Origin of the sequence: Streptomyces sp. NPDC093094, assembly GCF_044754345.1 — a bacterium.
Classification (GTDB): domain Bacteria; phylum Actinomycetota; class Actinomycetes; order Streptomycetales; family Streptomycetaceae; genus Streptomyces.
The window spans coordinates 314,907-337,090 of record NZ_JBIVOX010000005.1 but is presented as its reverse complement, the minus strand read 5'-3'; the positions used below and the strand labels follow the sequence as shown (position 1 = coordinate 337,090).

Annotated in this window: 11 protein-coding genes; 4 read left to right on the top strand and 7 right to left on the bottom strand. The window is 70.5% G+C overall.

Annotated features, from left to right (window positions below; all coding sequences use genetic code 11):
* Positions 1-14 precede the first annotated feature (14 nt).
* Positions 15-2,195: a hypothetical protein gene (locus ACIQGV_RS12625; RefSeq protein ID WP_402493721.1), complete on the bottom strand. Its 2,181-nt coding sequence runs from the start codon at positions 2,193-2,195 to the stop codon at positions 15-17.
* A 304-nt stretch (positions 2,196-2,499) separates the two neighbouring features.
* Between ACIQGV_RS12625 and ACIQGV_RS12620 the strand changes: the two genes are divergently transcribed.
* Positions 2,500-4,023 carry a hypothetical protein gene (locus ACIQGV_RS12620; RefSeq protein ID WP_402493719.1) on the top strand — a complete coding sequence of 508 codons (1,524 nt, stop codon included), beginning with the start codon at positions 2,500-2,502 and terminating at the stop codon, positions 4,021-4,023.
* On the top strand, positions 4,016-6,688 hold the full coding sequence (locus ACIQGV_RS12615; RefSeq protein WP_402493716.1) for a hypothetical protein: 2,673 nt from the start codon (positions 4,016-4,018) through the stop codon (positions 6,686-6,688). Before ACIQGV_RS12620 ends, ACIQGV_RS12615 begins: the two co-directional genes overlap by 8 nt.
* Positions 6,689-6,838: 150 nt before the next feature.
* Here the strand turns inward: ACIQGV_RS12615 and ACIQGV_RS12610 are convergent, their stop codons facing one another.
* On the bottom strand, positions 6,839-10,600 hold the full coding sequence (locus ACIQGV_RS12610) for a CHAT domain-containing protein (protein WP_402493714.1): 3,762 nt from the start codon (positions 10,598-10,600) through the stop codon (positions 6,839-6,841).
* Positions 10,601-10,733: 133 nt separating this feature from the next.
* A complete protein-coding gene (locus ACIQGV_RS12605) occupies positions 10,734-11,021 on the bottom strand; it encodes a hypothetical protein (protein ID WP_393291245.1) in 288 nt (95 codons plus the stop codon).
* 498 nt (positions 11,022-11,519) lie between these two features.
* Here ACIQGV_RS12605 and ACIQGV_RS12600 point away from each other — a divergent pair, with 498 nt between their 5' ends.
* Complete coding sequence (locus ACIQGV_RS12600) at positions 11,520-11,747, top strand: hypothetical protein (RefSeq protein ID WP_143672675.1); 228 nt, start codon at positions 11,520-11,522, stop codon at positions 11,745-11,747.
* A 1,062-nt stretch (positions 11,748-12,809) separates the two neighbouring features.
* Here ACIQGV_RS12600 and ACIQGV_RS12595 read toward each other — a convergent pair.
* The 4 genes from ACIQGV_RS12595 to ACIQGV_RS12580 form a co-directional block, all read right to left on the bottom strand.
* On the bottom strand, positions 12,810-13,469 hold the full coding sequence (locus ACIQGV_RS12595) for a lamin tail domain-containing protein (RefSeq protein WP_402493710.1): 660 nt from the start codon (positions 13,467-13,469) through the stop codon (positions 12,810-12,812).
* A gap of 570 nt (positions 13,470-14,039) precedes the next feature.
* Complete coding sequence (locus ACIQGV_RS12590; RefSeq protein ID WP_402493707.1) at positions 14,040-16,169, bottom strand: peptidoglycan recognition protein; 2,130 nt, start codon at positions 16,167-16,169, stop codon at positions 14,040-14,042.
* Positions 16,170-16,467: 298 nt separating this feature from the next.
* On the bottom strand, positions 16,468-16,914 hold the full coding sequence (locus tag ACIQGV_RS12585; protein ID WP_402493704.1) for an ester cyclase: 447 nt from the start codon (positions 16,912-16,914) through the stop codon (positions 16,468-16,470).
* A 275-nt stretch (positions 16,915-17,189) separates the two neighbouring features.
* The gene (locus ACIQGV_RS12580) at positions 17,190-19,157 is read right to left on the bottom strand and encodes an ATP-binding protein (protein WP_402493702.1); all 1,968 of its coding nucleotides are present in this window, start codon (positions 19,155-19,157) and stop codon (positions 17,190-17,192) included.
* Positions 19,158-19,828: 671 nt separating this feature from the next.
* Between ACIQGV_RS12580 and ACIQGV_RS12575 the strand changes: the two genes are divergently transcribed.
* Positions 19,829-21,667: an NAD-binding protein gene (locus ACIQGV_RS12575; RefSeq protein ID WP_402494119.1), complete on the top strand. Its 1,839-nt coding sequence runs from the start codon at positions 19,829-19,831 to the stop codon at positions 21,665-21,667.
* Positions 21,668-22,184 lie beyond the last annotated feature (517 nt).

Genomic DNA, 22,184 nt, shown 5'->3' with positions numbered 1-22,184 from the left:
TTCCAACTGGTCGGCTAGGTACGGTTGATGACGGGAGTGTGTGGATCGGCGAGCGTGAGGGTGCCGTCGGCCAGACCCGCGATCGTCAGGCCGCGGGCCTCGGCGAGGGCGTCGGACTGGGCGCGCAGCAGGCGTTCCCGGCGTTCGGTCTCGGCCAGGAGGGCGTCGAAGCGGTGCACCTCGTCCGGGTCGAGGTCGGGGAGATGGTAGTCCTCGATACGGCGGGCCGGGCGTACCGCGCTGGGGCTGCGGGCCGTGCCACGGGCCGCGCCGAGCAGGGCCGCCAGGACCCGGGGGGTGAGCGGGCGGGCGGCGTCGGCGTTGGCTCGGAGGATGCGGGCGGGGAACGCAACGACCGAGAAGCCGTCGTGGTCGACGTACACGCCGAGGCGGGGCGCGAGGGTGTAGACGACGTCACCGGGCTCGGTCAGCGCCGCTCGTTCGTACGCCGTCGCCAGCACCAGGCGGTCGATACGGCGTCCGCCCACAGGCTGTCGACCGGTGATCTCCTCCGAGCCCAGGACGGTGTGGTGCCCGTCGCGGGTGAGGTCCTTCTCGTCGATACGGTGGCCGGGGAGCCGGATCACCCTGCGTTCAGTGATCAGCTTGCCGAGGGTGGTGCGGCCGGGCAGGCGGCCGATCCTGCGCAACACGGCCCCTCGGTAGGGCCCCCGCTCCTCCTCGTACGCGTGCGTGTCCGCCGTCGCACGCTCCAGGCGGGCCTCGGCCTCGGCGATCAGGGCGGGGCGTTCGGTGACCTTGTCGGACCAGATCGCCGAGGCTGGTGGCGCGGGCGGGGTCAGGGGGCCGCCGAAGGCCCGGTCAAGGTCGGCGACGGGGACCACACGGCCGTAGCGTGGGTCGTGACCGTCGAGTCCTCGGAAGCCTTCCGCCCGCCAGAGGAGGACGTCCTCGGCGAGCCGCATGCGCACACCCGGCGTTAGCTGTTCCGAGCTGATGTCGGCCAGTAAGACCATGCCCTCCGCCTCCCGGACGGGACCGCGTGTGAGCGTCCACAGCGCGGGACGGTAGCCGGGGCGGAAGGGCAGGACCCCGCCGGGAAGGGCGATGACCGACTCGACGATGTTCTCGCGCAGGAGAGCCGAGCGGAGCTGGGCGGCCTCCGTGCTCTTCAGATCGTCGACGAGCGCGTCGGCCGGTCCGAGGACGAGGGCCGTGCAGCCGGGGCGGAGGAGGTAGGCGACGCGTTCGAGCTCCGTCAGGGCGGCGAGCACCGAGCGGTCCTCGCCCGGGCGGTACGGGAGCTGAGTGACGACGATGTCTGGGTCCGCGAAGCGTTCCTCCAGGTCGGAGCCGGTTTGCACGTCCAGGTCGAGTTCGCTTACGCCCGCCAGCAGGAAGCGGCGACGGGTGATGCGGGTGAGCCGGTCATCGGGGTCGGCAGCGAGGACGGTGACGCGGTCGCGGTCCTCCGTGTCGTCGAGGAGCGCGGCGAGCAGGTCGCCGGCGCGGGCATGCGGGTCGGCGAGGGTGAGAGACTCGCCTCGCTCAAGACGGACGCGGAGATCGGTGACCTGGGTGAGCAGTCTCCGCAGCTCCGGGGTGACCGCGTCGGCGGCGAGGGAGTCCAGTCCGAGCCGGGAGCGGGCGGCGAGCAGCCACTCGTACGCGCCCCGCTCGTCGTAGGCGGACTCGATCAGGCCCTCGGCGAGGCGGACGAGCGGGGCCGCCGTGGCGTCGATCGAGCGAAACTCGCGGAGTACGAAATCGTCCTCGGCGTCGATCCGTTCGGCTCGGCGCAGCAGCGCGGACCAGAGGGCCTCGTCGGCTTCGACGTCGGGCGGGGAGGCCGGGGAGACGTTCGCGTCGTCGGCCAGTGGCCGGCCGTCGAGCCGGCGCAGGCACAGCAGACTGCCCAGCGTCTCGACCAGCTGCCACGGCGTGAAGCGGTCCCGCAGCGCGATGATGCCGAAGAGGGCCAGCTCGGACCGGAGCTCCTGCGGGGCGGCGTTGCCCAGGCCGGAGGCGATCAGCCAGTCGGTCACCTGTGCGCCGTCGAACAGCGGCCGTCCCGAGTTCTCGGATACGGCGGCGGGGAAGTCCGGATGGCGTCGGCGCCAGGTGGACACGACAGGGCGCTTCACCCGGGCGAACGTCGCGATGTCGGACATCGACACCAGGAGGGGCAGCGGCCCGGGGGAGCGGCGTGCCGGGTCCGGCAGACCAGTGACCACGATGCGCATCCTTCCCCCGTTCGTCTATCGTCACATCAGCCGCTTCGGCCGTCAGGCTGGGCCTTGTCTTGCGTCACGGCTTCGTTTGCAGCAGATTCCGCCCGACACCTCATGACGATACGCCGACCCCGGCGAGGCGAAGGCGCCGTCATTTGATAATGACGGTTATCAGGTTCCCAGCAGAGGTACCCCACTGCCTCGTCCGACTGGGGATTCCCATCCGAAGTGCCGCTGCGCCAAGAGATGCGCCAGAATGACGGATCGGTTTCCCGACTGAACAGCGCTGAGGGGGTGACAGCGGGAAATGGTCGAGGGCATGGTCGCCGTCGGTGCGAAGGGGCAAACACCGGAGCCCGTGGACGGACCGGGCTGGAGCCGCCCCGGACTGGACGTCGCCGCGGGCCGTTATCCGCTCTCGGTGGAGCGGCATGTGGCGCGCATGGTCGATCACCTGGTCCCCGGGGTGACCACGCAGACGCCGCACGGGCGTTACTACGCACTGCACGGGCTGATCGCGGCGCAAGCCGGCGGGGAGGACCTGACGGTCCCGGCCGCCCAGACTCTGCTGCGCCGCGCGGAAGTGGCCTTGGCCGCCGTGTCGTTCGCGCATCATCCACAGGCTCTGGACTGGCTGCCGCGTGCTCATGGGGTCGATGCCCTTGCCCGGCGGCTGCACTCCGGGACGGTCACCATGTCCGAAGCCGAGGTCCCGGGCAAGGACGGGTACGTGGGCAACTCGTGGGGGTTCTGGGCACCGTACGCCGGATCCGAGGTCGCGCTCGGCATCCTCGGTGCGGGCCCCATACCGGTTCCCGGACCGCGGTTGGAGACCGCGGCACTACGAGCGGGGCTGGGCGGGCTGCTCGAACTGGCCGCCGAGGACACGCTGGACGTGGATGATCTCGCCTCCTTCGGGGACCGGCTGTGCGTATGCGCGGGCGGTGAGCATCCCGATGGGGAGTGGCTGGCGAACCTCATGTGCGAGCCCGGTGGACCGGCCGAAGCAGGCTCCCGCTCGGCAACGCGACGCCAGACGATTCAGCTTCTGGCTCGTGTGGTCGCCACACATCCCGTCCGATATTTCACCCGCGATATCGGCCAGGTGCTCGCTTTCGGCGACTTCCTGACCAGTGATCCTGTCACCAGCGGCATCGACGCGGCCGGTGCCTGGCGCGGAGTGGTGCTGCGCAACTACTCCGTCGGAGCCTGGCGCCGCCTGTGGTCCTGGCTCGTGGAGCAGGTCGACGGGCTGGTGCCGATCGAGGAAGTGGCCGACCGCTTCGCCGCGGAGCTTCCGGACATGACGGTGGATGCGTTCCTGTCCTCTCTGCCCGCGACGCAGAGCACGGTCGGAACGCCATTGCCCGCCGAGCATGACCTGCGGTGGGCGGGTGATCCCTTGCCTGTCGCCGAACTGCGGGTGCTGGCCACCAGCGCCCGTCGGGTGGACGAACTCACCGGTCGGGTCCGGGACGCGTTCCTAGGCCAGCGTGGTGTCGAGCTCGGCCCGGAATGGGTCCAGCGGCGGCTTGACGAAGCCCGGCCCATGAAACTGCGCGATGTCGCCCGCCGACTCACCTACGACCTGGTGGCGCGGTCGCAGCGGATCGCGCTGGCCAAGGCCCGCCGACGTGCAGACGGCACGTTGTGGTTACCGACCCGGCTGCACGAACGGGGCGGGCTGCTGTACCGGACGAGCCAGGAGGGGCGCGGTGACGTCGGGCTACGGCTGGACCAGCTCGGGACCGTCCTGGCCACATGCGGCGTGCTGCACTACGACGACCAGCACTGGTCGGTGACCAGGAGCGGGAGGGCTCTCGTTGACTGAGACCGCACCGGCACCGGTCGTGGTGGAGCCACCAACCGCGTTCGCCTCTCCGTTGACCCTCATCCTTGATGAGGAGCGCACGGGCGGGCGGAACCTGGAAGAGGCGCTCTTCCTCAGCTTCACCGCCGATCTCGGCTTCTTCGAGGAGGTAGCCCTCGGCGTCACCCAGGCCACCGGCGCACGCGTCACGGTGGCGGGAGACGTCTCCATGACCCGGAACGATCCCCGGTCCGTCCGGCGGGCCGGCCGCAGCTACCTCGCCGGTCTGGCGTACGCCCAGGGTGCCGCGTTCCATCCCAAGCTGATGGTCCTTGCCGGACCGGAGCACGCCACCATCGCCCTCGGCTCCGGCAACACCACGCTGGCCGGCTGGCAGGCCAACGCCGAACTGTGGACGGTTCTGCGGGTGGACGGCGAGCAGAGTCCCACGGCAGTTCCGGAGCTGTCGGCATGGCTGCGCGACCTCCCGGAAAAGGTGAGGTTCTCCGCCGGAGTGCCACAGGCGCTGGGTCGGGTCGCAGCGCTGCTGGACCGGCTCCACCGCGACAGGACACCTGCGGCGTCACAGGTCCGTGTCGTCAGCAGTCTGCGCTCGCCGATCATCGATCAGTTGCCGCAGGGGCCCGTCGACGAACTGGCCGTGTTCGCGCCCTTCTACGACCGGCGCTCGATGGCACTGCGGCGGCTGCTCGAACGCTTCCGCCCGAGCCGGTTCACCCTCGCCTACCAGCCCGGACTCAGCGATCTCGACGGTCCGTCCGTCGCCGCCCTGGTGAAGCAGTACGACGGACGCGTCGTCAGCGACAACGGCCAGCGGTACCGCCACGGGAAACTCGTCGAGTGGATCTCCGAGGGGCAGCGTTGGGCCCTGACCGGCAGCCCGAACCTCTCGGCCGCGGCCCTGCTGCTTTCCCAGGGCGAGGGCGGCAACTGCGAACTCGGCGTCATCACCCCCATCCCCGCCACCCTCCTTCCGGACGGCACCGACGAGCCCGCCGCCCGGCTGCACACGGTCCCGCCCCTTCCCCGCCCCATCGCTGGCGGTGGGCCGCTGCTGCTCGGTGCCCTACGCGTATCGGACGGCCTGGAGATCAGCGTGGCCCGGCCTCTCTCCGGCACCGCTCACCTGGAGTTGTCCCAGGCCGCAGCACCGCCGGAGGCATGGGAGCGCATCGCCGATGTCCCGCCCGGACAGGCCACGCTGACGGTGACGGCTCCGGCCGATGCGGGCAGCCGTGTGCGCCTGGTCGTAGTCGACAGCGACGGCGTACCGAGCTTCGGCAACATTGTGTTCGTCGTCGACCCTGACCGCGCCCTGCGCCGAATGACCCCGACCCAGTCCCAGGCCCCCACGACACGGCCTCCCGACCTGTTCGCGGATCCCCGGCTCGCCGAACGATTCCTTGGCGACCTGGAAACCCTCCGTACGGGACTGACCCCTACCCCAGCAGGCGTATCCGCGAGCAGTAGCACTGGCGGTGCGGTCACGACGGCCCCGCTGGACGGCGACGAGGACGGCTGGGAGCGCTATCTGGACAAATGTGCCGGACGCGTCGGACATCCGCTCACGCGCTTCGCGCTGGGGCTCCCCCTGCCCACCGACATCAGCACGCCCTTTCAGGACCTGCTGCCCGTCTCCTGGGACGAGCGGTTCACCGACGACATCGAAGCCGCCCTCGACGATGACACCGCGGAGGCCGTGGCGGCAGAGCACGACCCCGAGGCAGCCGGTGCCGAAGCGAGCAGCACCGCCACCCTTCCCGACCTCCGGCAGGCGAACCAGGAAGTTCGCCGTAGATACCGGCGCTGGGTGGAGCGCCTCGTCGCCCTCGCTCCCCACCTGGGCCCTCCGGAGCGCATGCTCGTGGTTCGGCTGACCCTGTGGACCGTCGCGGCAGGCGCCTGGCCGCCGGCGCACACCGACTGGGTGCCGCTGCTCTCCCAGGCCGTCCGCGCACTGAACCGAAACGACCTCCCCGAGCGGATCGAGCCCCAGGTCGGCAGCCTCGCCGCAGTCGCCCTCGCCGTGCTCCGCAGCCACGCCCCGCGCTACGAGATCACGCCTGAGACCATCGCCTTCAACGAAGCCTCCCAGGCAGTCGACCGCCTGCTTCCCGCAGTGGATTCCGCGTACGTCACGGAGTACACGACGCTGCTCGACACAGCTTTCGGCCCGGCCGTCGACCCGGCCGCCGTGCTCGATGTCGCGTCGGACGTCGTCCAGAACGATCCCCTCGCCGACGCCGTATGGTCCCTCGCCGAGAAGGGGCGTGACGTACACCGCCACGGACGACTCCTCCTCCATGTCACCGGCCGCTTCAGCAACCCGGCGCTGGTGGCACTCGAAGCAGTCGGCGCCGCCGAGGATGCGTCCCTGGTCGGGGCCTGGGCCGACTCGGGCTCGGAGCCCGACAGGGGAGCCTGGGCGCTGGTCGTCTGGCGTCGGCCCGACCTCATCGTGGTCGATGCCCGCCGGCCGGTTCCCCTCTGGCGGCATTACCGGCTCACCGGGCTGGTAGGCCCCAGAGCCCTCGCCGCACAACGCGGCTTCGAATCCGCCGCCTCCGTACCCCACGGCCCCCGCAACCAGCCCTTCGAACTGGCTCACCAAGTCCTGTCGGACCTCGGCCTGGTTGGCCCCCGTCCACCACAATGTGAGCCATAGCCTGGGGAGTTTCTACATGTCCATCGCGGAAGATCCGCGTCACGGACATCCGATCACCGCGCACTCACGATCAGTCGAGACCAAGGTGCAAACGGCATCGACAGCAGTATGCATGTCGATGCCGCGTCTCAGCGGCGACACCGCCCGCGTTCAGATCCCGGCGTGCACGTGGGCCGCCCAGAGGTAGGGGGACTTGGGATAGCGATCACGGAACTTGCGCACAGTGTGGTGCAGAGCACGGGCCGCCGCATCCGTGTCGAGGCCACCATGCTGGTCGGTGACCCCGCCGAGCTCAGCATAGAAGTCAGCTGCCATATGCGAGGCCACCTCGTCGTTTATCTCCCAGAGGGTGCCGATGACGTGGGGAAAACCCGCGAGCTGAAAGGCCGATGCGAGATGGATGGCCTCGTCGATCAGCTCCACAGATTCCATGAACGCTGTTCGGCACGCTGACAGGTAGGCCAGTTGGGCCGAGTCCATCTTAATTCCTGTAAGGCTCGCCACCGTGAGCGGATCACGTTCGTGGTCGTGCAGAAGCAACAAGCTCTGGGACGGGTCGTCGGGGTCGTGGGCACCGTGGCACGCGAAATGAACGATCCCGGAATCGGAGAGGGCCTTCAGGACCCGAGCCTTGGTCGGTCGTGTCTCCGGCCCGGGGACGGTCATGCCGTCAGCTTCTGCACCCGGCGCCATGAGGAGCGTCGGCTCGGGCAGCAGGCCGCACAGCAGTGCGGCTTCTTCCGAGACGTGGTCCAGGCGTCCTTGAACGCCCGGAGTTGTGGGCATGGCCACGATCAGTGACCGGCTCACGGACGGCGCGGAGATGTGACGACGGCGCGCGTGGTGCAGTGCGCGGATCGTGGTGGTGTACGAGGAGACGACACGGTCCATGACTGTCGGCGGTTCCCCGTCTCTCAAGTCCGCCCGGAGCCACTCGGAGTGATGGCCGGCAGCGTGCAGAGGTAGCAGCGAGAGGAGCCCGCCAGGCGCCCACCAGACGCGGGGCCACGACTGTCCGGGAGAGGGCTCACCAGTGAAACCAAGGCTGCGCAGGACCGGCTCGGCCGCCGCGTCCCACAGCCACTCCAAGACAGCGTGAAGCGTCGCTTGCGCCTCCTTTCGCGTGAGAGGCGACATGCGCGGATCCGCAACGGTTTCCAGTGCCCTATGGAAAGTCTGTATCTGGTCGATGACGAGGTCGTACGTAAGGTCGGGCAGGTTCAGGGACTCGATTCCATCGGACGTCAACAGCAGTGCGTCGCTGCGGTAGTGGCTGACGGTGAAGCTCACCACCGGTCCGGAGGCGGCTTGTGCCAGGAGCTCACTGACGGCGGGGGGACGAGCGAAGCTGGCGAATCCTTCCTGCGCTCGGATGTTGCCCAGCGTGGCCTGAAGTTGGTCGGCGCGGCTGCGTCGTTGCTCCTCGGCATCGACCGCACGTACCGCGGCGCTTACTTGTCCGTCGGGCTCCGTGAGGGAAGCCAATTCCATCGGCCGGTCCAGCTCGTCCCGAAGTACCTCGAAGCGATGGGCCAGGTCGGGATGGCGCTCGCGAAGCTCTGCGAGGTCGCTCCGCATGTCCAACGCCTGGCTGTGGAGGACGCCGCGACCCACCTCGATCAACTGCAGTGCTCGCGCCGCCCGTTCAGCGAGTGTGCCTTCGCGAGAAGCAAGAGCCAGTGCCGCCGCATCTCCGGCCAGCCCGGACCACTTGCCCATGGCGTGCTGCTGGTCACCACGGCTCAGTCGGCGGTCTGCCACTTCGGGCAGCAGGTGTACGGCGCTGGCCAAGAGATCAGCTGCGAGATCAGGATCCGACCGTCCGGTCATTGAGGCCGCTGCCTGAGCGGCCCGAATACGAATCGAGGGCCTGGCCCCGTCGGCTCGCGCGCCTTCCATATGGGCGGCCAGTGCGCGATCAAAGTCGTGCCGCGTGTGAGTCCGCTGATACCGGCGATACAGGGCCGCCCCGAGCTGGAACAGGTAGTCGGCGCGCTCCGGATGTTCCGCGGACGAGATGTCGAGCGCAGCCTGGCACGCAACCACCGCGTCATCCAGATCCGCTATGGACCCGGTCCTCTCGAACCTGACGGTCAGCACACCTCCCAGCAAGGACAAGTACCTGGGGCGCTCAGGGTGGTGGGACGGAACGGTAGCGGTCGCGTCATGTCCCGCTGCGACCGCGCCGTCCAGGTCCTCAAAGCCTCCAAGGCGCTGGAAACGGGTGTGCAGGGCGGTGCACAGATTCGCGAGAAAGCGAGGGCGGTCAGGACTACTTGCATCCGTAATGCCGAGGACCTCGCGGTTTCTTCGGACCACCTCGTCGATGTCATGAGGGTCCCCGTTCCGCTCGTAACGTTGCAACAACACTGTGCCGAGATTGGACAACATCGCCGCCAAGGCGGAGTGTTCACGGGGTGCCGTCTTCACGGCTCCGTGCGCGAACTCGATCGCGGCGTTCAAGTCCGACAACGCCCCGGTGTGCTTGAACCGAGTCCACAGCATCAGACCGACGTTGGACAGACGGGTCGGCCGGTCGACGTGACCGTCCGCGGTGGCCTGAGCGGAAGCACGACTGGCACTGATCGCCTCGTCCAGGTCGTCCATGTCACCAGTGCATTCGAAACGCTGCCCGAGGGAGATGGCCAGGTTGTTGAGAACCGCGTTGAACTCGGTCTGATGCGGGGTAATTTCCCGGGAGGCAGCGCGGTTCATCTCGATCGCCGTATCGAGATCGGACCTGTCGCCGCCGATGCGGTATCGCGCCAGGAGAGCCTGCCCCAGGCCGGAGAGACGAAGCCCACGAGCCCGGTGCCCCGACGGGAGTATCTCCAGAGCTTCCCGGAACGCAATAACAGATCGGCCCAAATACGCTGTTTCACCAGTGCGTTGGAATCGAGTCAGCGTGACGGTGCCGAGCCCAGACAGGAACATGGAGCGCGCAGGATGTTCCTGGGGAGCCGCCTCGACTGCGGCCTGGCAGCACTCGATCGCGTTGTCGAGATCCGCCAGCGCGCCGGTGCTTTCATATCGGCCGTGCCAGGCGGTCCCCAGATTGTGAAGAACTCCCGCCTTCTCGTGGTCCTCGGTACAGAGGGCTGAGGCTTCCTGGAAGGCTTCGATCGCCGCGTCCACGTCCGACAGGATGCCGCTCTCGGTGAACCTGGTCTTCAGCGCGGTACCCAGGTTGTTGAGCCCGCCAGCCCTGCCGACAGCGGAGCCCACAGAAGCTTGGACTGCCAATCGGCCGGTCTCGATCGCACCGTCCAGGTCCGCCGCGGCACCTGTATGAGTGAAGCGCGACATCAGCACACCTGACAAGTTGGACAGCATGCCCGGCTGTTTCGGATGCCCTGTTGCCGTGCTTTCCACTGCGCCCAGGGCCGCGTCGATAGCCGCGTCCAGATCCGCCAGTTCGCCACCCGCGTCAAAGTGGGAACTCAGGATGACGGAAAGATTGGACAGCGTTTCCGCGTACTCGCTTTTTCCACGGGGGATAGCGGCCGCGATACGGCGCAGGAGATCGGTCACTCTCGCGCGCAAAGCTGGGCTCGGCGAAGCACTCATCCCTTGCTGGATCCTCCAGACGAAGCCGAGCGCGCGCTGGGCCACATCTGGAAGGAGTTCGTCCGGCAGATCCTCCTCATCTGCGCCGAACACGAAGCAGGGCGTGAACTTCGCGACGGCTTCCTCTCTGTCCCGCTGCCCAGCCCCTTCGGGAAGTGCCTTGTACCTGGAGACATGCAACCAACCGAGGAGGTAGTAACCTTCCAGGTCGGACTCGTCATCGTGGAGTATCGAGGCAAGCTGACGGGCTTCGACCAGTGCTTCCGGCTCCAGCACCACCCGAGGGTCTTGTTCGCGGGCGAGCCGGTCCAGCCGTAACTCCACTACGGCAATGCGCTTCTCCACTTCGCTTTTCCTTGCGATATCCTGCTCACGCCCCTGCATAAACCGTCCTGTCACTTCCCGATCTCCGTCTCCGGTAGATCTGATTGCCACACCGCCCAGGAATGCCGAGGCGAGCCTCTGAATTCGACGGAACTCACGAAGCCGGTTCCGCCGCAGGCGCCGGGCTGCTCAGCCGTCGCATGACCGCGCCACCGAGCAGAGGACCCATCGGCTGTTCCTCGATGCGCAGCTTGTCGGCCAGGTCCGCCAGGTGAAGGCGCACAGACGCCTCCAGCAACGTGGCGTAGGTGTCCGACGCAGCACGGAGGCGACGTGCCGAGACGACCACCATCGTGGCGGCCAGCGGCGCTGCAGGCCACCACCACCAGGCCAGAGGCAGATAGAGCAGGGCCCATCCACCAAGGACGGCAGCTCGCGCCAACGCGGCGCGGGACCTGCTGATCTCGCCACGTATCTCTTCCGGCAGCACTAGCCAAAGGTGTGGCCAGAGGATGAGGAGATTGATATGTGCATCTCGGTCCAGCCGAACCGCCGTGGCGTGGATCCGGTCACCACTCCAAGTCGGCCGTTCAGGCCGTTCCACGGAGATACGTTCATACCTGTGGGCAGCGCGGTGACGCTCCCGGGGCCTGGGACGGTCAGCCGGTCGCGGAGCGCGTTCCAGAAGCCGTAGAGCTTCGTACTCCGCCCGTGCCGCGTCCCAGCGACGCTGCCGGCGTGCCACGTACCGCTCAGCCAACTCACCGAACAACCACGGCCATGCACCCCAGCCGGCAGCCAGGGTCACACGCTCGACAACGGAGCCGAGGGACTGGGCAGCAAGACCAGCGGCGGCCGCACCGGCCAAGATGGCAGCAAGCAGCACGACCTGGCCGCCTACCGCAGTCGCCACGGGAGCCCGGGCAGCGTCCGAGATCGCGTGAGTAAGCCGTCCCACGTCCAGCGCAGCGCTCTGCCCGAGAGTGTGTCCGGCTGCGGCGACCGCCAAATAGAGCGCGCCTGGGAGTACGAGGAGAGTCAGCCACCGCTCGGCGAGCTTCTTGCTGAGTTCACCGAGCAGCCCTCCCACTACGGGAGCCTCTCCCGGATCAGCGCCGTCGCGCCGGGGGCGAACTGGCAGCGTGGCACGTCGCCGTCCACTTCCTGACCGGATCGACCGATACACAGCTGCAAGGGACACCGGTACACGACGTCCAAACCAGCAACACCGGCCGACATCACGCTGCGGCCCATTCCCCCATACACCCCCGATGGATCGCCTGCGCATCGAACTGCTGCGTGCAAGGCGTCCAGAAGGGTAGTGAGCGAGACGTCTGCGGGCGGCCTGCCGACTGCGGCTTCGACAGCACGCAAGGCGGCGTCGTCCTCGTCAAGCAGCGCGGCGAGTTCGTCCCGATGCCCACACACGTACGACAGCGCCTTGGCGATCCTCAGGCCGCCTACTTCCACCTGGCTCGTCATACAGAACTTCGCCCCCTGCGCCTTGTTGATCTACCAGGCGGCCATTCTTGCTCCAAACGTGCAGGTACACCCGCGGGTTCGGCCAACTCCCTCAGCCAGAGCAGAGAGACGTCGAGGTACTTGAAAGGACGGTTCAACCGATCCTCTGCGCGAGCAATGCATAGACGGTGGCACGCCATGCGCCGTGCTGCAGCTGACGGCGTACCGCAGCATGCAAATTCGCCTTCGTAACGCGACATCCTGAAGCAACTGTCACGCTGTCACCCCACCGCTTGGGAGAAATCTGGGAGAAGATCTTCTCCCAGAGCCCTCGCGACACCACCCGAGACCAACAGCCACCAACAGCCTGACCTGGGCATACACCCTTCGCAGCTGGTGGGCAACATGATCGGACCTAATTCGGGACGAAGAGGTCGTGGGTTCAAATCCCGCCACCCCGACAGTGCAGTACCAGGTCAGGGGCCTGATCCGCTCAGCGGGTCGGGCCCCTGAGTGGTTTCTGGGGTGCTGCCGGGGCCTGGGAGAAATCTGACGGCGGCGTTCCCGTGGACCGAACGTGCGGTGCAGCTGACGGTGTCCGCGTCGAGGCTTGCACGGCCCGTGCGGCAGGCCGGCGGCGGTTCGGACAGGTATGGCCGCATGGACAGGACGTCGGCGCGCCCGGCCATGGAGGTGGCCGGGCGCGCCTGTGTCTCATGTGTACGCGTGGGTGGGGTGTTCAGCCGTCACCGGCGTGGTGAGGAAGCGGTCAGTGGCGGTTGCCGCGGTCGTTGTGGTTGCCGCGGTCGTTGTGGTTGCCGCGGTCGTTGTGGTTGCCGCGGTCGTTGTGGTTGCCGCGGTCGTTGTGGTTGCCGCGGTCGTTGTGGTGGCCGCGGTCGTTGTGGTGGCCACCGCCGTGGTTGTGGTGACCGCCGCCGTGGTGGTGGCCGCCGCCGTGGTGGTGGCGGTCGTTGCCCCAGGACTCGTCGTCGATGAAACGGCCGCGGTCGTTGCGCAGGGTGGCGGTGTCGCGGTTGTCCCACACGTAGCGGCGGCGGTCCTGGAACAGGTCGGTGCGGGTGTCGCGGCCCACGCCGGTGTGGATGCGGACGGTGGAGCGCCCGGCGAGGCGGTAGCCGTCGAAGGTGTAGGTGTGGCCGTCCTCGTCCTCCAGCGTCCAGCCGTCGAGGTTGACGGCGCGGCGGGTGGTGTTGGTCAGCTCCACCCATTCCCGGTTCAGCGAGCGGTTCGAGCGGTCCTCCCGTCCCGGGGAGTCGTACTGGACGGCAGAGATCTCCACCCTCGGGGCACGGGGGCCGCGGTCGTGGTCGGCGGCCGACGCCGGCAGCGCCGCCGCCCCGATGACGGCGCCGGCCGCGAGCACGGCGGCAAGCAGACGGCGGGAGGTGAGGGAAGAGGAAGCGGACATCAAGTACCCCTACATGGTGCGGGCACCCTCCCTCGGGAGCGGCCTTCACGGGCAGCCGCCGGGGTCGGTGCGATGTGCGGGTGGCGACCGGTTGGCCGCGCACCACAGACTTTGTCCGCCGTGTGCAGGAGTTGGAGAGGAAACGCGCACCGTGTTACCTGTTGACCATATTTCTGTGACTGTTGACTGCAACACTCACGTATGTCTTGTATGCACGAAATTGACGTCTTGGTGGACGATCTGCCGTTGTGGGAGCGGGGCCGTGCCCCTCGACCGCCACAGCGCGCCACCCCGCCGGAATCCGGCCCATCACCCGAAAGTGAGTAACAGCCGGACCGGAATCGGCCGTCCGCCGGATGCCCGGGTGTCGTCCCCGTCCGTGGCAGCGAGGTCCCGGACGGTCCGGCTCTGTGCTTCGGGGCTTCCCTCTGGGGCGCTTTCACCGGCGAGTCGAAGCCCGGACACTGCCGGAGCTGCCGCGTGGCGCGTGCAGCGGCCTGAACCGGGAGAACACGCAGGGGCCCGGCCTGGTGTGCAGGCCGGGCCCCCGGGACGGGTGATCAGCGGTGGTTACTTGATGTAGACCAGGCCGTCCGTGGTGACGGTCGGGCGGCCGGTGGTGGCGACCACGACGATCTTGATCGTGTGCTTGGCGGCGGCCGACCACGTCTTCGTCCAGATCGCCTGGCGGTACAGGGTCGCGGTCGACTTCAGGTCCACCGTGGCGGTCTTCACGCCGTCGACGTAGACGTACGCCTGGCCGGAGGTCGAGGCGCGGGAGACCACCCAGGAGGCGGAGCGGCCGGTGAACGTCCAGGTCAGGCTCGCGCTCTTCGAGGCGCTGGAGTAGGACTTGCCGCCGAGGTAGCTGGTGGAGGAACGGGTGGACCAGGTACCGGTCTTCACCGCCGACGTCTCCTGGAGGATCAGCGGGGTGAAGGAGGCGGAGACGTTGCCGTAGTTGCCGGCGTAGTCGTACGCCCGCATCGACCACGTGGCGGCCGCACCGGAGCCGGCGGTGCGGTTGGAGAGGGTGGCGGCCGCGCTGAAGGTGGCCGTCGCCGGGGTCAGCAGCTGCACCTGGCGCAGCGCCTTGTCGTCGGCGGCCTTCCAGCCGAGGGTGACCGGGACGGCGGTCGTGTCGACCGTGCCGGTGCGCAGGGAGAGCTTCGGCGCCGAGGTGAACGTCGGCGCCGTGGCGTCCGTGACCACGGTGAGCGGCGCGCTGGTCGTCGTCCTGTCCGTGATGTGCGTGGCCCGCACGGCCACCGTGTGGCTGCCCGCGGCCAGGGTCACGGCCTTCGCCGTGCCCAGGCCGGAGGTGCCGGCGACGGGGGTGCCGTCCACCAGCACGTCGAAACGCTTGATCAGCGAGGCGGGCGTGGCGGCCGACCAGCGCACCGTGACGGCGCCCTTGGTGTAGTACGTCGAGCCCGACGCGGTCGCGCCGGTGAGCGAGCCGATCTTCACGTCCTCCACCGGACCGGCCGCCCAGGTGCGTATCTTGCCCAGCTGGGCGTACAGGGCGTCACCCGGGCACTGGGTGTTGAAGCCGTCCCGGTGGGCCGAGATCCGCTCGAAGGGGTACCTCGTGCCCAGGACGAACTTCTTGCCGAAGTAGTTGGTCTGGTCGATACCTGCGTTCAGGTCCACCGTGCCGACCGGGTCGATGCCGTAGAGGCTCAGCTTCCACGCCGCCACCCGGGCGACCGACGCGAGCGCCGCGTCGGAGGCACCCTCCCCGACATGGTCACCGAGCACCGCGATACCCGCGGACTCACGGTTGAACCCGTAGGTGTGGGCGCCGAGCACCGGCTTGTCGATGCCGCCCTTGCGGCCCTCGAAGACCGTGCCGCACTTGTCGACCAGGAAGTTGTAGCCGATGTCGTTCCACTTCTCGACGTCGGTGTGGTACGCGTAGATGCCGCGGACGATCGAGGGCGACTCGGCGCAGTCGTAGTCGTTGGCGCCGTCGGTGTGGTGGACGAACACCGCCTTCACGTCCGGGTTGTACTCCGACGGGTCGGGGCTCTTGTTCTCGTCCGCGCCCCAGTCCGCACGCGAGGTGACCGGTGGCTGCGGCACCGTCGACTCCGCCGTCGTGGCCGCCGGGGCCTGGGCCACCGTGCCCCCGACCGCGAACGCGGCCGGCTCCGGCTCGTCCATCTTCGTCTCGGCCTCGGTCACCACACCCGGGTCGACCATGTTGACCTCAAGTCCCGCGGGCAGGGCGGCCGTCGTGCCGTCCTCGTGCAGGATCTGCACCTGCACGCCGTCGGACGGGCCGACCCACAGCGGCGCGGACGCCCCGCGCATCTGCGCGTCCGGCTCCTCCGGCCGGTACGCGTCCAGCTCCAGGTCGTGCCACCCGCTCCACTCGCCGGTCTCCAGGCTGTGGGTCCGCACCTGCGCCCTGCCCTCAAGGGGCTTGGTCGCACCCGTCCACGACACCCCGACCAGCGAGAACTGCTTCGTCTCCGTCCGCGGCAGCTCACGCCTGCCCGCCGCCGGCGCCTTCAGGGCCAGGTCGAACACCTCGACCGGCCGCTTGTCCTGCCCCGTCTCCTCCGGACCGGCAGGGGGGCTGGCCACGGCGTACGTCGCCAGGCCCCCACCCCCCAGCACCACCGCGCCGAGCGTCAGCCACGCCCGCCGCTTGAGACTCAAAGGCCTGTACGCGTGCCCCTTACGTCGACTCACGAAGAAATCCACCCCAAATAGGCCGCTACGGCCACCAGAAGGTCACATGAGGCACACCGGTAACAGCAGTGGCCCAGACCATTAAGCGTTTTCCGTTCGGCGAGCATTACGGAAAACGGTTGCGAGGTGATCCAGATCACTCGACGGCAGCGGTATGAACCGAATTGGGCCCATGGAATTCATCGCGTGCACGACGCACCACGGCCGGGGCTCCTCTCCGGATCGAGAAATGCCCCAGCCGTGTCAGAGGGGGGTGTCGCGCGGGTTCCTGCGTCACAGGTCGCCGCGTCGCGGGTTCCTACGTCGACGTCGCGGGTTCCTGCGTCTCCGGGAGCAGCCCCAGCTGCTCCAGGAACGCCAGCTGGTCGTAGTAGGCCCGGTAGCTGACGATGTGTCCGTCCCGGACGGTCGCGAGGTCGACCCCGCGCACCTTGACGGCCTTCCCCGTCGCGGGGAGCGTCTCGCCCGAAGGCAGTTGCAGCGGGCCGGAGTTGGTGCCGCTGTAGTAGCCCTCGTCGATGGCGGTGTCGCCGGACTCGAAGGCGTACAGCGGCTCGAAGACGGCATCGGGGACCGCGTCCGTCATCTGGCGCCACCACTCGACGACGGCCTCGCGGCCGTGGAAGACGCCGTCCGGCGTGACGGCGACCGCGTCCTCGTCGAAGAGTTCGGCCACGGCCTTCAGGTCGGGTTTCGAGGTGACGGCCTCGGTGAGCCGGTCCATCGCTTCACGCGCCTGTCCCATGATCCACCTCCTGCCGGGAGGATCACCGTCCCCATCATCCCACCCGCGGGGGGATGTGCGCGCGCCGGCGGGCGAGCTGCGCCCGCGGCTACCGGAACAGGCGGGCGCAGCTCTTCCAGCATCGGAGCAAGTTTCCGTTTCCGCAATTGCCCACCGGTAATTTCCGTGCACAACTACCTACTTGTCATCACCCGCACCCATTCACCTTCCGTGACCGTCCGTATTCACCGGGTCTGCATTCCGAGAGATCGCCCGGCCCATCGGGACCATCAGGGTCACCGGGGTCGTCTCGACGGGGCCGGCAGGCCCGCCGCGGTGCGCGGTGTCGGGACGAACGGCACCCGGCCCCGGTCACGGCCCGCCGCACCCGACTCGATGTCCGCGATAAGGCCGTGCAGCGCGGCGCAGCCGTGCGGGGCGGGCAGCGGCGCGGGCAGTTCCAGGTCCAGCGCGGCCAGCGCACGCCGGGCGCGGTGCCAGGCGCGGCCGCGACGGCCGTGGCGGTGGTCGACGACGGCCCGGGCATAGCGGGCGAGCAGACAGGCCCAGGTGTCCTCGCGGACGTCCGGGTGGGAGAGCGCGCGGCGGGCGCTGCGGCGGGCGGCCGCGGGGTCGAAGGCGGACTCGGCCACGGCCAGGGCGGCGAGGCTCACCGCCGCCGAGGGTCCGCCCGGCGCGTGCGCCGGGACGGTGTCGGCCGCCTCCCTGAAGTGGGCCGCGGCCGCGACGGCGTCGTGCTCGCGCAGCGCCAGCATGCCCTGGACGTGCGCGATACGGCCGAGCGCGGCGTCGTCGCCGGCCAGCATCGCGGCGGGCCAGGCGCGGCCCAGCAGGGAGCGGGCCCCGCGCGGATCGCCGGAGGCGGTCAGCCAAGCCGCCAGCCACTGCGCGCGGACGGCCTGCGGGCTGTCCGGGTCGCATCGGCGCAGCAGGGTGAGCAGCAGGTCCCGGCCCTCGTCGGCGTGGTCGTACACCACCCACCAGAACCACAGTCCGACCATCGTCTCCAGGGCCGCCTCGGTGTGCTCGGGCCGGTCCAGGGCGTGGCGGGCGACGGCCATGAGGTCGTCCTGCTCCTCGGCGAGCAGGCGTACGGCCTGGCGCTGGGAGCCCGCGCCCCACAGGTCCTCGGCGACCTCGGCCACCCGCCGGGAGTGCGTGACCAGCCGCTCGACCGCGACCGCGTGCTCACCGGCCGCGTGCAGCCGTTCCGCCCCGAAGTCGCGGGCGGCGCGCGTCATCCGGTAGCGCGGGCGGTGCACCCCGGCGGGGTCGCCGTCGGGCCGCAGCACGCCGATGGCCGCGAGGCGGGCCAGAGCGCCGGGCACCTCGTGCGGGGCGACGCCGCCGCCCGCGCACAGGAAGACCGCCGCCGACTCGGCGAAGGACCCGGCGAAGACGCTGGCCCGCGCCCATACGGCGCGTACGGCCCGCTCGTGCGGCGCGTACGCCGAGGCGATCGCCGAGCGCAGCGAGCGGTGGCGGCGGGGTGCCCCCGGCCGCGGTCCGGACAGCCAGACCTGGTGCCGGCGCAGCAGCCGGGCGAGTTCCTCCACGGAGTGCCTGCCGGTCTGGCCGGCGGCCAGCTCGACGGCGAGCGGCAGGCCCTCCAGCAGCCGGCACACCTCGTGCACGGCGGCCTGCTCGAACGGGCCCTTTCCACGCGCCCGTTCCAGGAACAGCCGGGCCGCCGGCGCGACCGTGCCCTCGTCGTCGTCGCGTGCCTCGGTGCGCAGCGGGGCGAGCCGCAGCACGTGCTCGTCGCCGAGCCCGAGCGGCGCCCGCGAGGTCACCAGCATCCGCACGCCGGGCACGGCCATCAGCAGCCGCTGCACCAGGCCCGTGCACGCGGTGTGCACGGGGTCGACGTCGTCCAGGAACAGCAGCACCGGGCCCTGCCGGGCCGCGGCGCGCAGGGCACGGGCGAGGCCGGGGAAAGAGCTGTCGGCCGCCCCGCCGGCAGGGGCCCGTCCCCCGTCCGCGACGGCCGCCGGTTCCCCCTCGTCCAGCACCCGTGCGATCTCCGCCGCCAGGCCCCCCGTCCCGGTCCCCGGCCAGCGCACCCGTACCACCCGCCGCCAGGGTCCGCCGGCCGTGCCCGCGCAGACGGTCGCGGCGAGGCCGCTCTTGCCGACGCCGGGGGCGCCGGTGACCGTGACCAGGCGGTGGGCGGCCAGCAACTCGCCCAGCAGGACGGTCTCCCGGTTCCGTCCGACGAGTCCGCCGGGGTCCGCGTCCCGCACCGGGGCCGCTCCCTCCGGGGTTCTCGGGGCATGCCCGGTGCGACTGGTGTGACCGGTGCGGCCGGTCGCACCGGTCACACCGGTCACACCGGGCTGTTCGATGCGCCCGGACCCCTCCGTACGCTCGGATCCACCGGCACGCCCGGACCCCTCCGTACGCCCGGATCCACCGGCACGCCCGGATCCACCGGCACGCCCGGATCCACCGGCACGCCCGGATCCACCGGCACGTCCGTCCCCCTCAGGACGTCCGGCTCCTTCGGTCCGTCCGGCCTCTTCGGTCCGTCGGGGCCCTTCGGTCCGTCCCGTCCGGCTGTCGCCGGAGGCGGGAGGTGGGACGTCGGGTCCGCTCGCGCAAGTCCACACAGCCGTCTCTCCCGGTCGCCGTGCCCGGCGCGTTGCCGGCCCGGGGTGCAGAACCGTTCCTGCACGACCGTGGACCAGGGGTGCAGAACCGTCTCTGCATCCAGCGCCACAGCAGGCCCAACGCTCCACACGCGCACCGGGTGCGCACCGGCGCGCGGGATCACACCCCACGACGAAGGCTCGAACCCCAGTACAGAAGATCCCTCCCGCCGGGGCCGACTGGAACCGGCCCCGGGCGTACGGCAGTCTGTCCCCTCGTGGGGAGCGTTCCGAACCAGGGTCCGCCGGGCGGCGCGGGCGCGCACATGGTGGTGTGCGGGGACGACGGGCTCGCGCACCGGCTGGCCGCCGAACTGCGCGGTGTCTACGGCGAACAGGTCACGCTCGTCGTGCCGCAGGCCGGGCGCCGCGTGAGCCGGCCCGTCGTGGGACGGGCCCGGGCGGCCTCGGCGGCCCTGCTGGACCGGATGGTGAACGCGGCCCGCGGCAGCGGCGACAGCGGGGCCCCCGAACGCGTCCTGGAGGCCGCAGAACCCACCGAGGCCGTGCTCGCCGAGGCGGGGGTCGACCGCGCGGCCGCCCTCGCGCTCGTCCACGACGACGACGAGACCAACATCCGCGCCGCCCTCACCGCCCGCCGCCTCAACCCGCGGCTGAGGCTCGTGCTGCGCCTGTACAACCGCCGCCTGGGCCAGCACATCGAGGAACTCCTCGACCAGGCGGCCGCGTTGGCGACCGGCTCCGCGCCGGACGCATCCACCGTGGTCCTCTCCGACGCCGACACGGCGGCACCCGCACTCGCCGCCACCGCCCTCGCCGGGACCAGCAAGGTCGTCCAGACGGACGGCCTGATGCTGCGCGCGGTCGAGCGGCCGCCGCCCGGCCCCGGGCAGGTCGCCGACCCGGGCCTGGCGACCCTCGCGCTGCTGTCCGCGACGAGCAACGACCCTGCGGGCGCGGACGGTTCGGAGAGCAGCGGCGACCAGGGCCCGCGGCTGCTGCCCGACGCCGCCGCGGTCGGTGAGGCGACCGGGCGCGGGACGATCGTGCTGGAGCAGGTGTCGTACTCCGGGGCGCCCTCCGGCACGCCGTCCGGGGTGCCGGCCCTCGGGTCGCTGTTCTCCCGGCGGCTGCGCTGGTCACTGGCCGGCGTGGTCGGCTGTGTGGTGGCCCTCGCGGTGGCGCTGACCGTCCTCACCGGGGACCACCCGCTGCACGCGACGTACGTGACGCTCCTGGACCTGTTCGCCATCAACGAGCCCGCGCTGAACACATCGACGGGCCGCCAGATCCTCCAGCTCCTGACCGGGCTGCTGGGGCTGCTCCTCCTCCCGGTGCTGCTGGCCGCCGTCCTGGAGGCGCTCGGCACGTTCCGCAACGCGTCCGGGCTGCGCAGGCCGCCCCGCGGGCTCGGGGGGCATGTGGTGCTGCTGGGACTCGGCAAGATCGGCGCGCGGGTGCTGATCCGGCTGCGCGAGCTGGACATCCCCGTGGTGTGCGTCGAGACCGACCCCGAGGCGCGCGGCCTCGCGGTGGCGCGGCGGCTGCGGGTGCCGGTGGTGCTCGGGGACGTCACGCAGGAGGGTGTCCTGGAGGCGGCGAAGGTGCATCGGGCGCATGCGCTGCTCGCGCTGACCAGCGTCGACTCGACCAACCTCGAAGCGGCGCTGTACGCCCGGTCCGTGCGGTCGGACCTGCGGGTGGTGCTGCGCCTGTACGACGACGACTTCGCCACCGCCGTGTACCGCACGCTGCGGGCCGCGCATCCGCAGGCCCTCACCCGGAGCCGGAGCGTCACGCACCTGGCCGCGCCCGCGTTCGCCGGGGCGATGTTCGGGCGCCAGATCCTCGGGGCGATCCCCGTCGAGCGGAGGGTGCTGCTGTTCGCCGCGCTGGAGGTGGCCGGGCATCCGCAGCTGGAGGGCCGCACCGTGGGAGAAGCCTTCCGGGCCGGGTCCTGGAGGGTGCTGGCCCTCGACACGGGCGCCGGCCCCGAGGACGCCCCCGGGGCGGGGCTCGTGTGGGAGCTGCCGCAGGGGTACGTCCTCGGGGCCGGGGACCGGGTGATCCTGGCGGCGACCCGCAGGGGTTTCGCGGAACTGCTGGGCCGCCGGACCCGGGAACCGGACCACCACCCCGGCTGAGGCCGTCCCCACCGGGACGCCCCAGGGGCGCGGGGAACCACGCGACCGGCCCACGACCACCCGTAGCCGCCCGCGCACGGCGGAAAGGGAGAACGGCAGGACGGCGGAGCAGCGCCGCGCCACACGCTGACACGCCCCACCGGGACGCCCCAGGGCCGCGGGGAACCACGCGACCGGCCCACGACCACCCGCAGCCGCCCGCGCACGGCGGAAAGGGAGAACGGCAGGACGGCGGAGCAGCGCCGCGCCACACGCTGACACGCCCCACCGGGACGCCCCAGGGCCGCGGGGAACCACGCGACCGGCCCACGACCACCCGCAGCCGCCCGCGCACGGCGGAAAGGGAGAACGGCGGGACGGCGGAGCAGCGCCGCGCCACACGCTGACACGCCCCACCGGGACGCCCCAGGGCCGCGGGGAACCACGCGACCGGCCCACGACCACCCGCAGCCGCCCGCGCACGGCGGAAAGGGAGAACGGCGGGACGGCGGAGCAGCGCCGCGCCACACGCTGACAC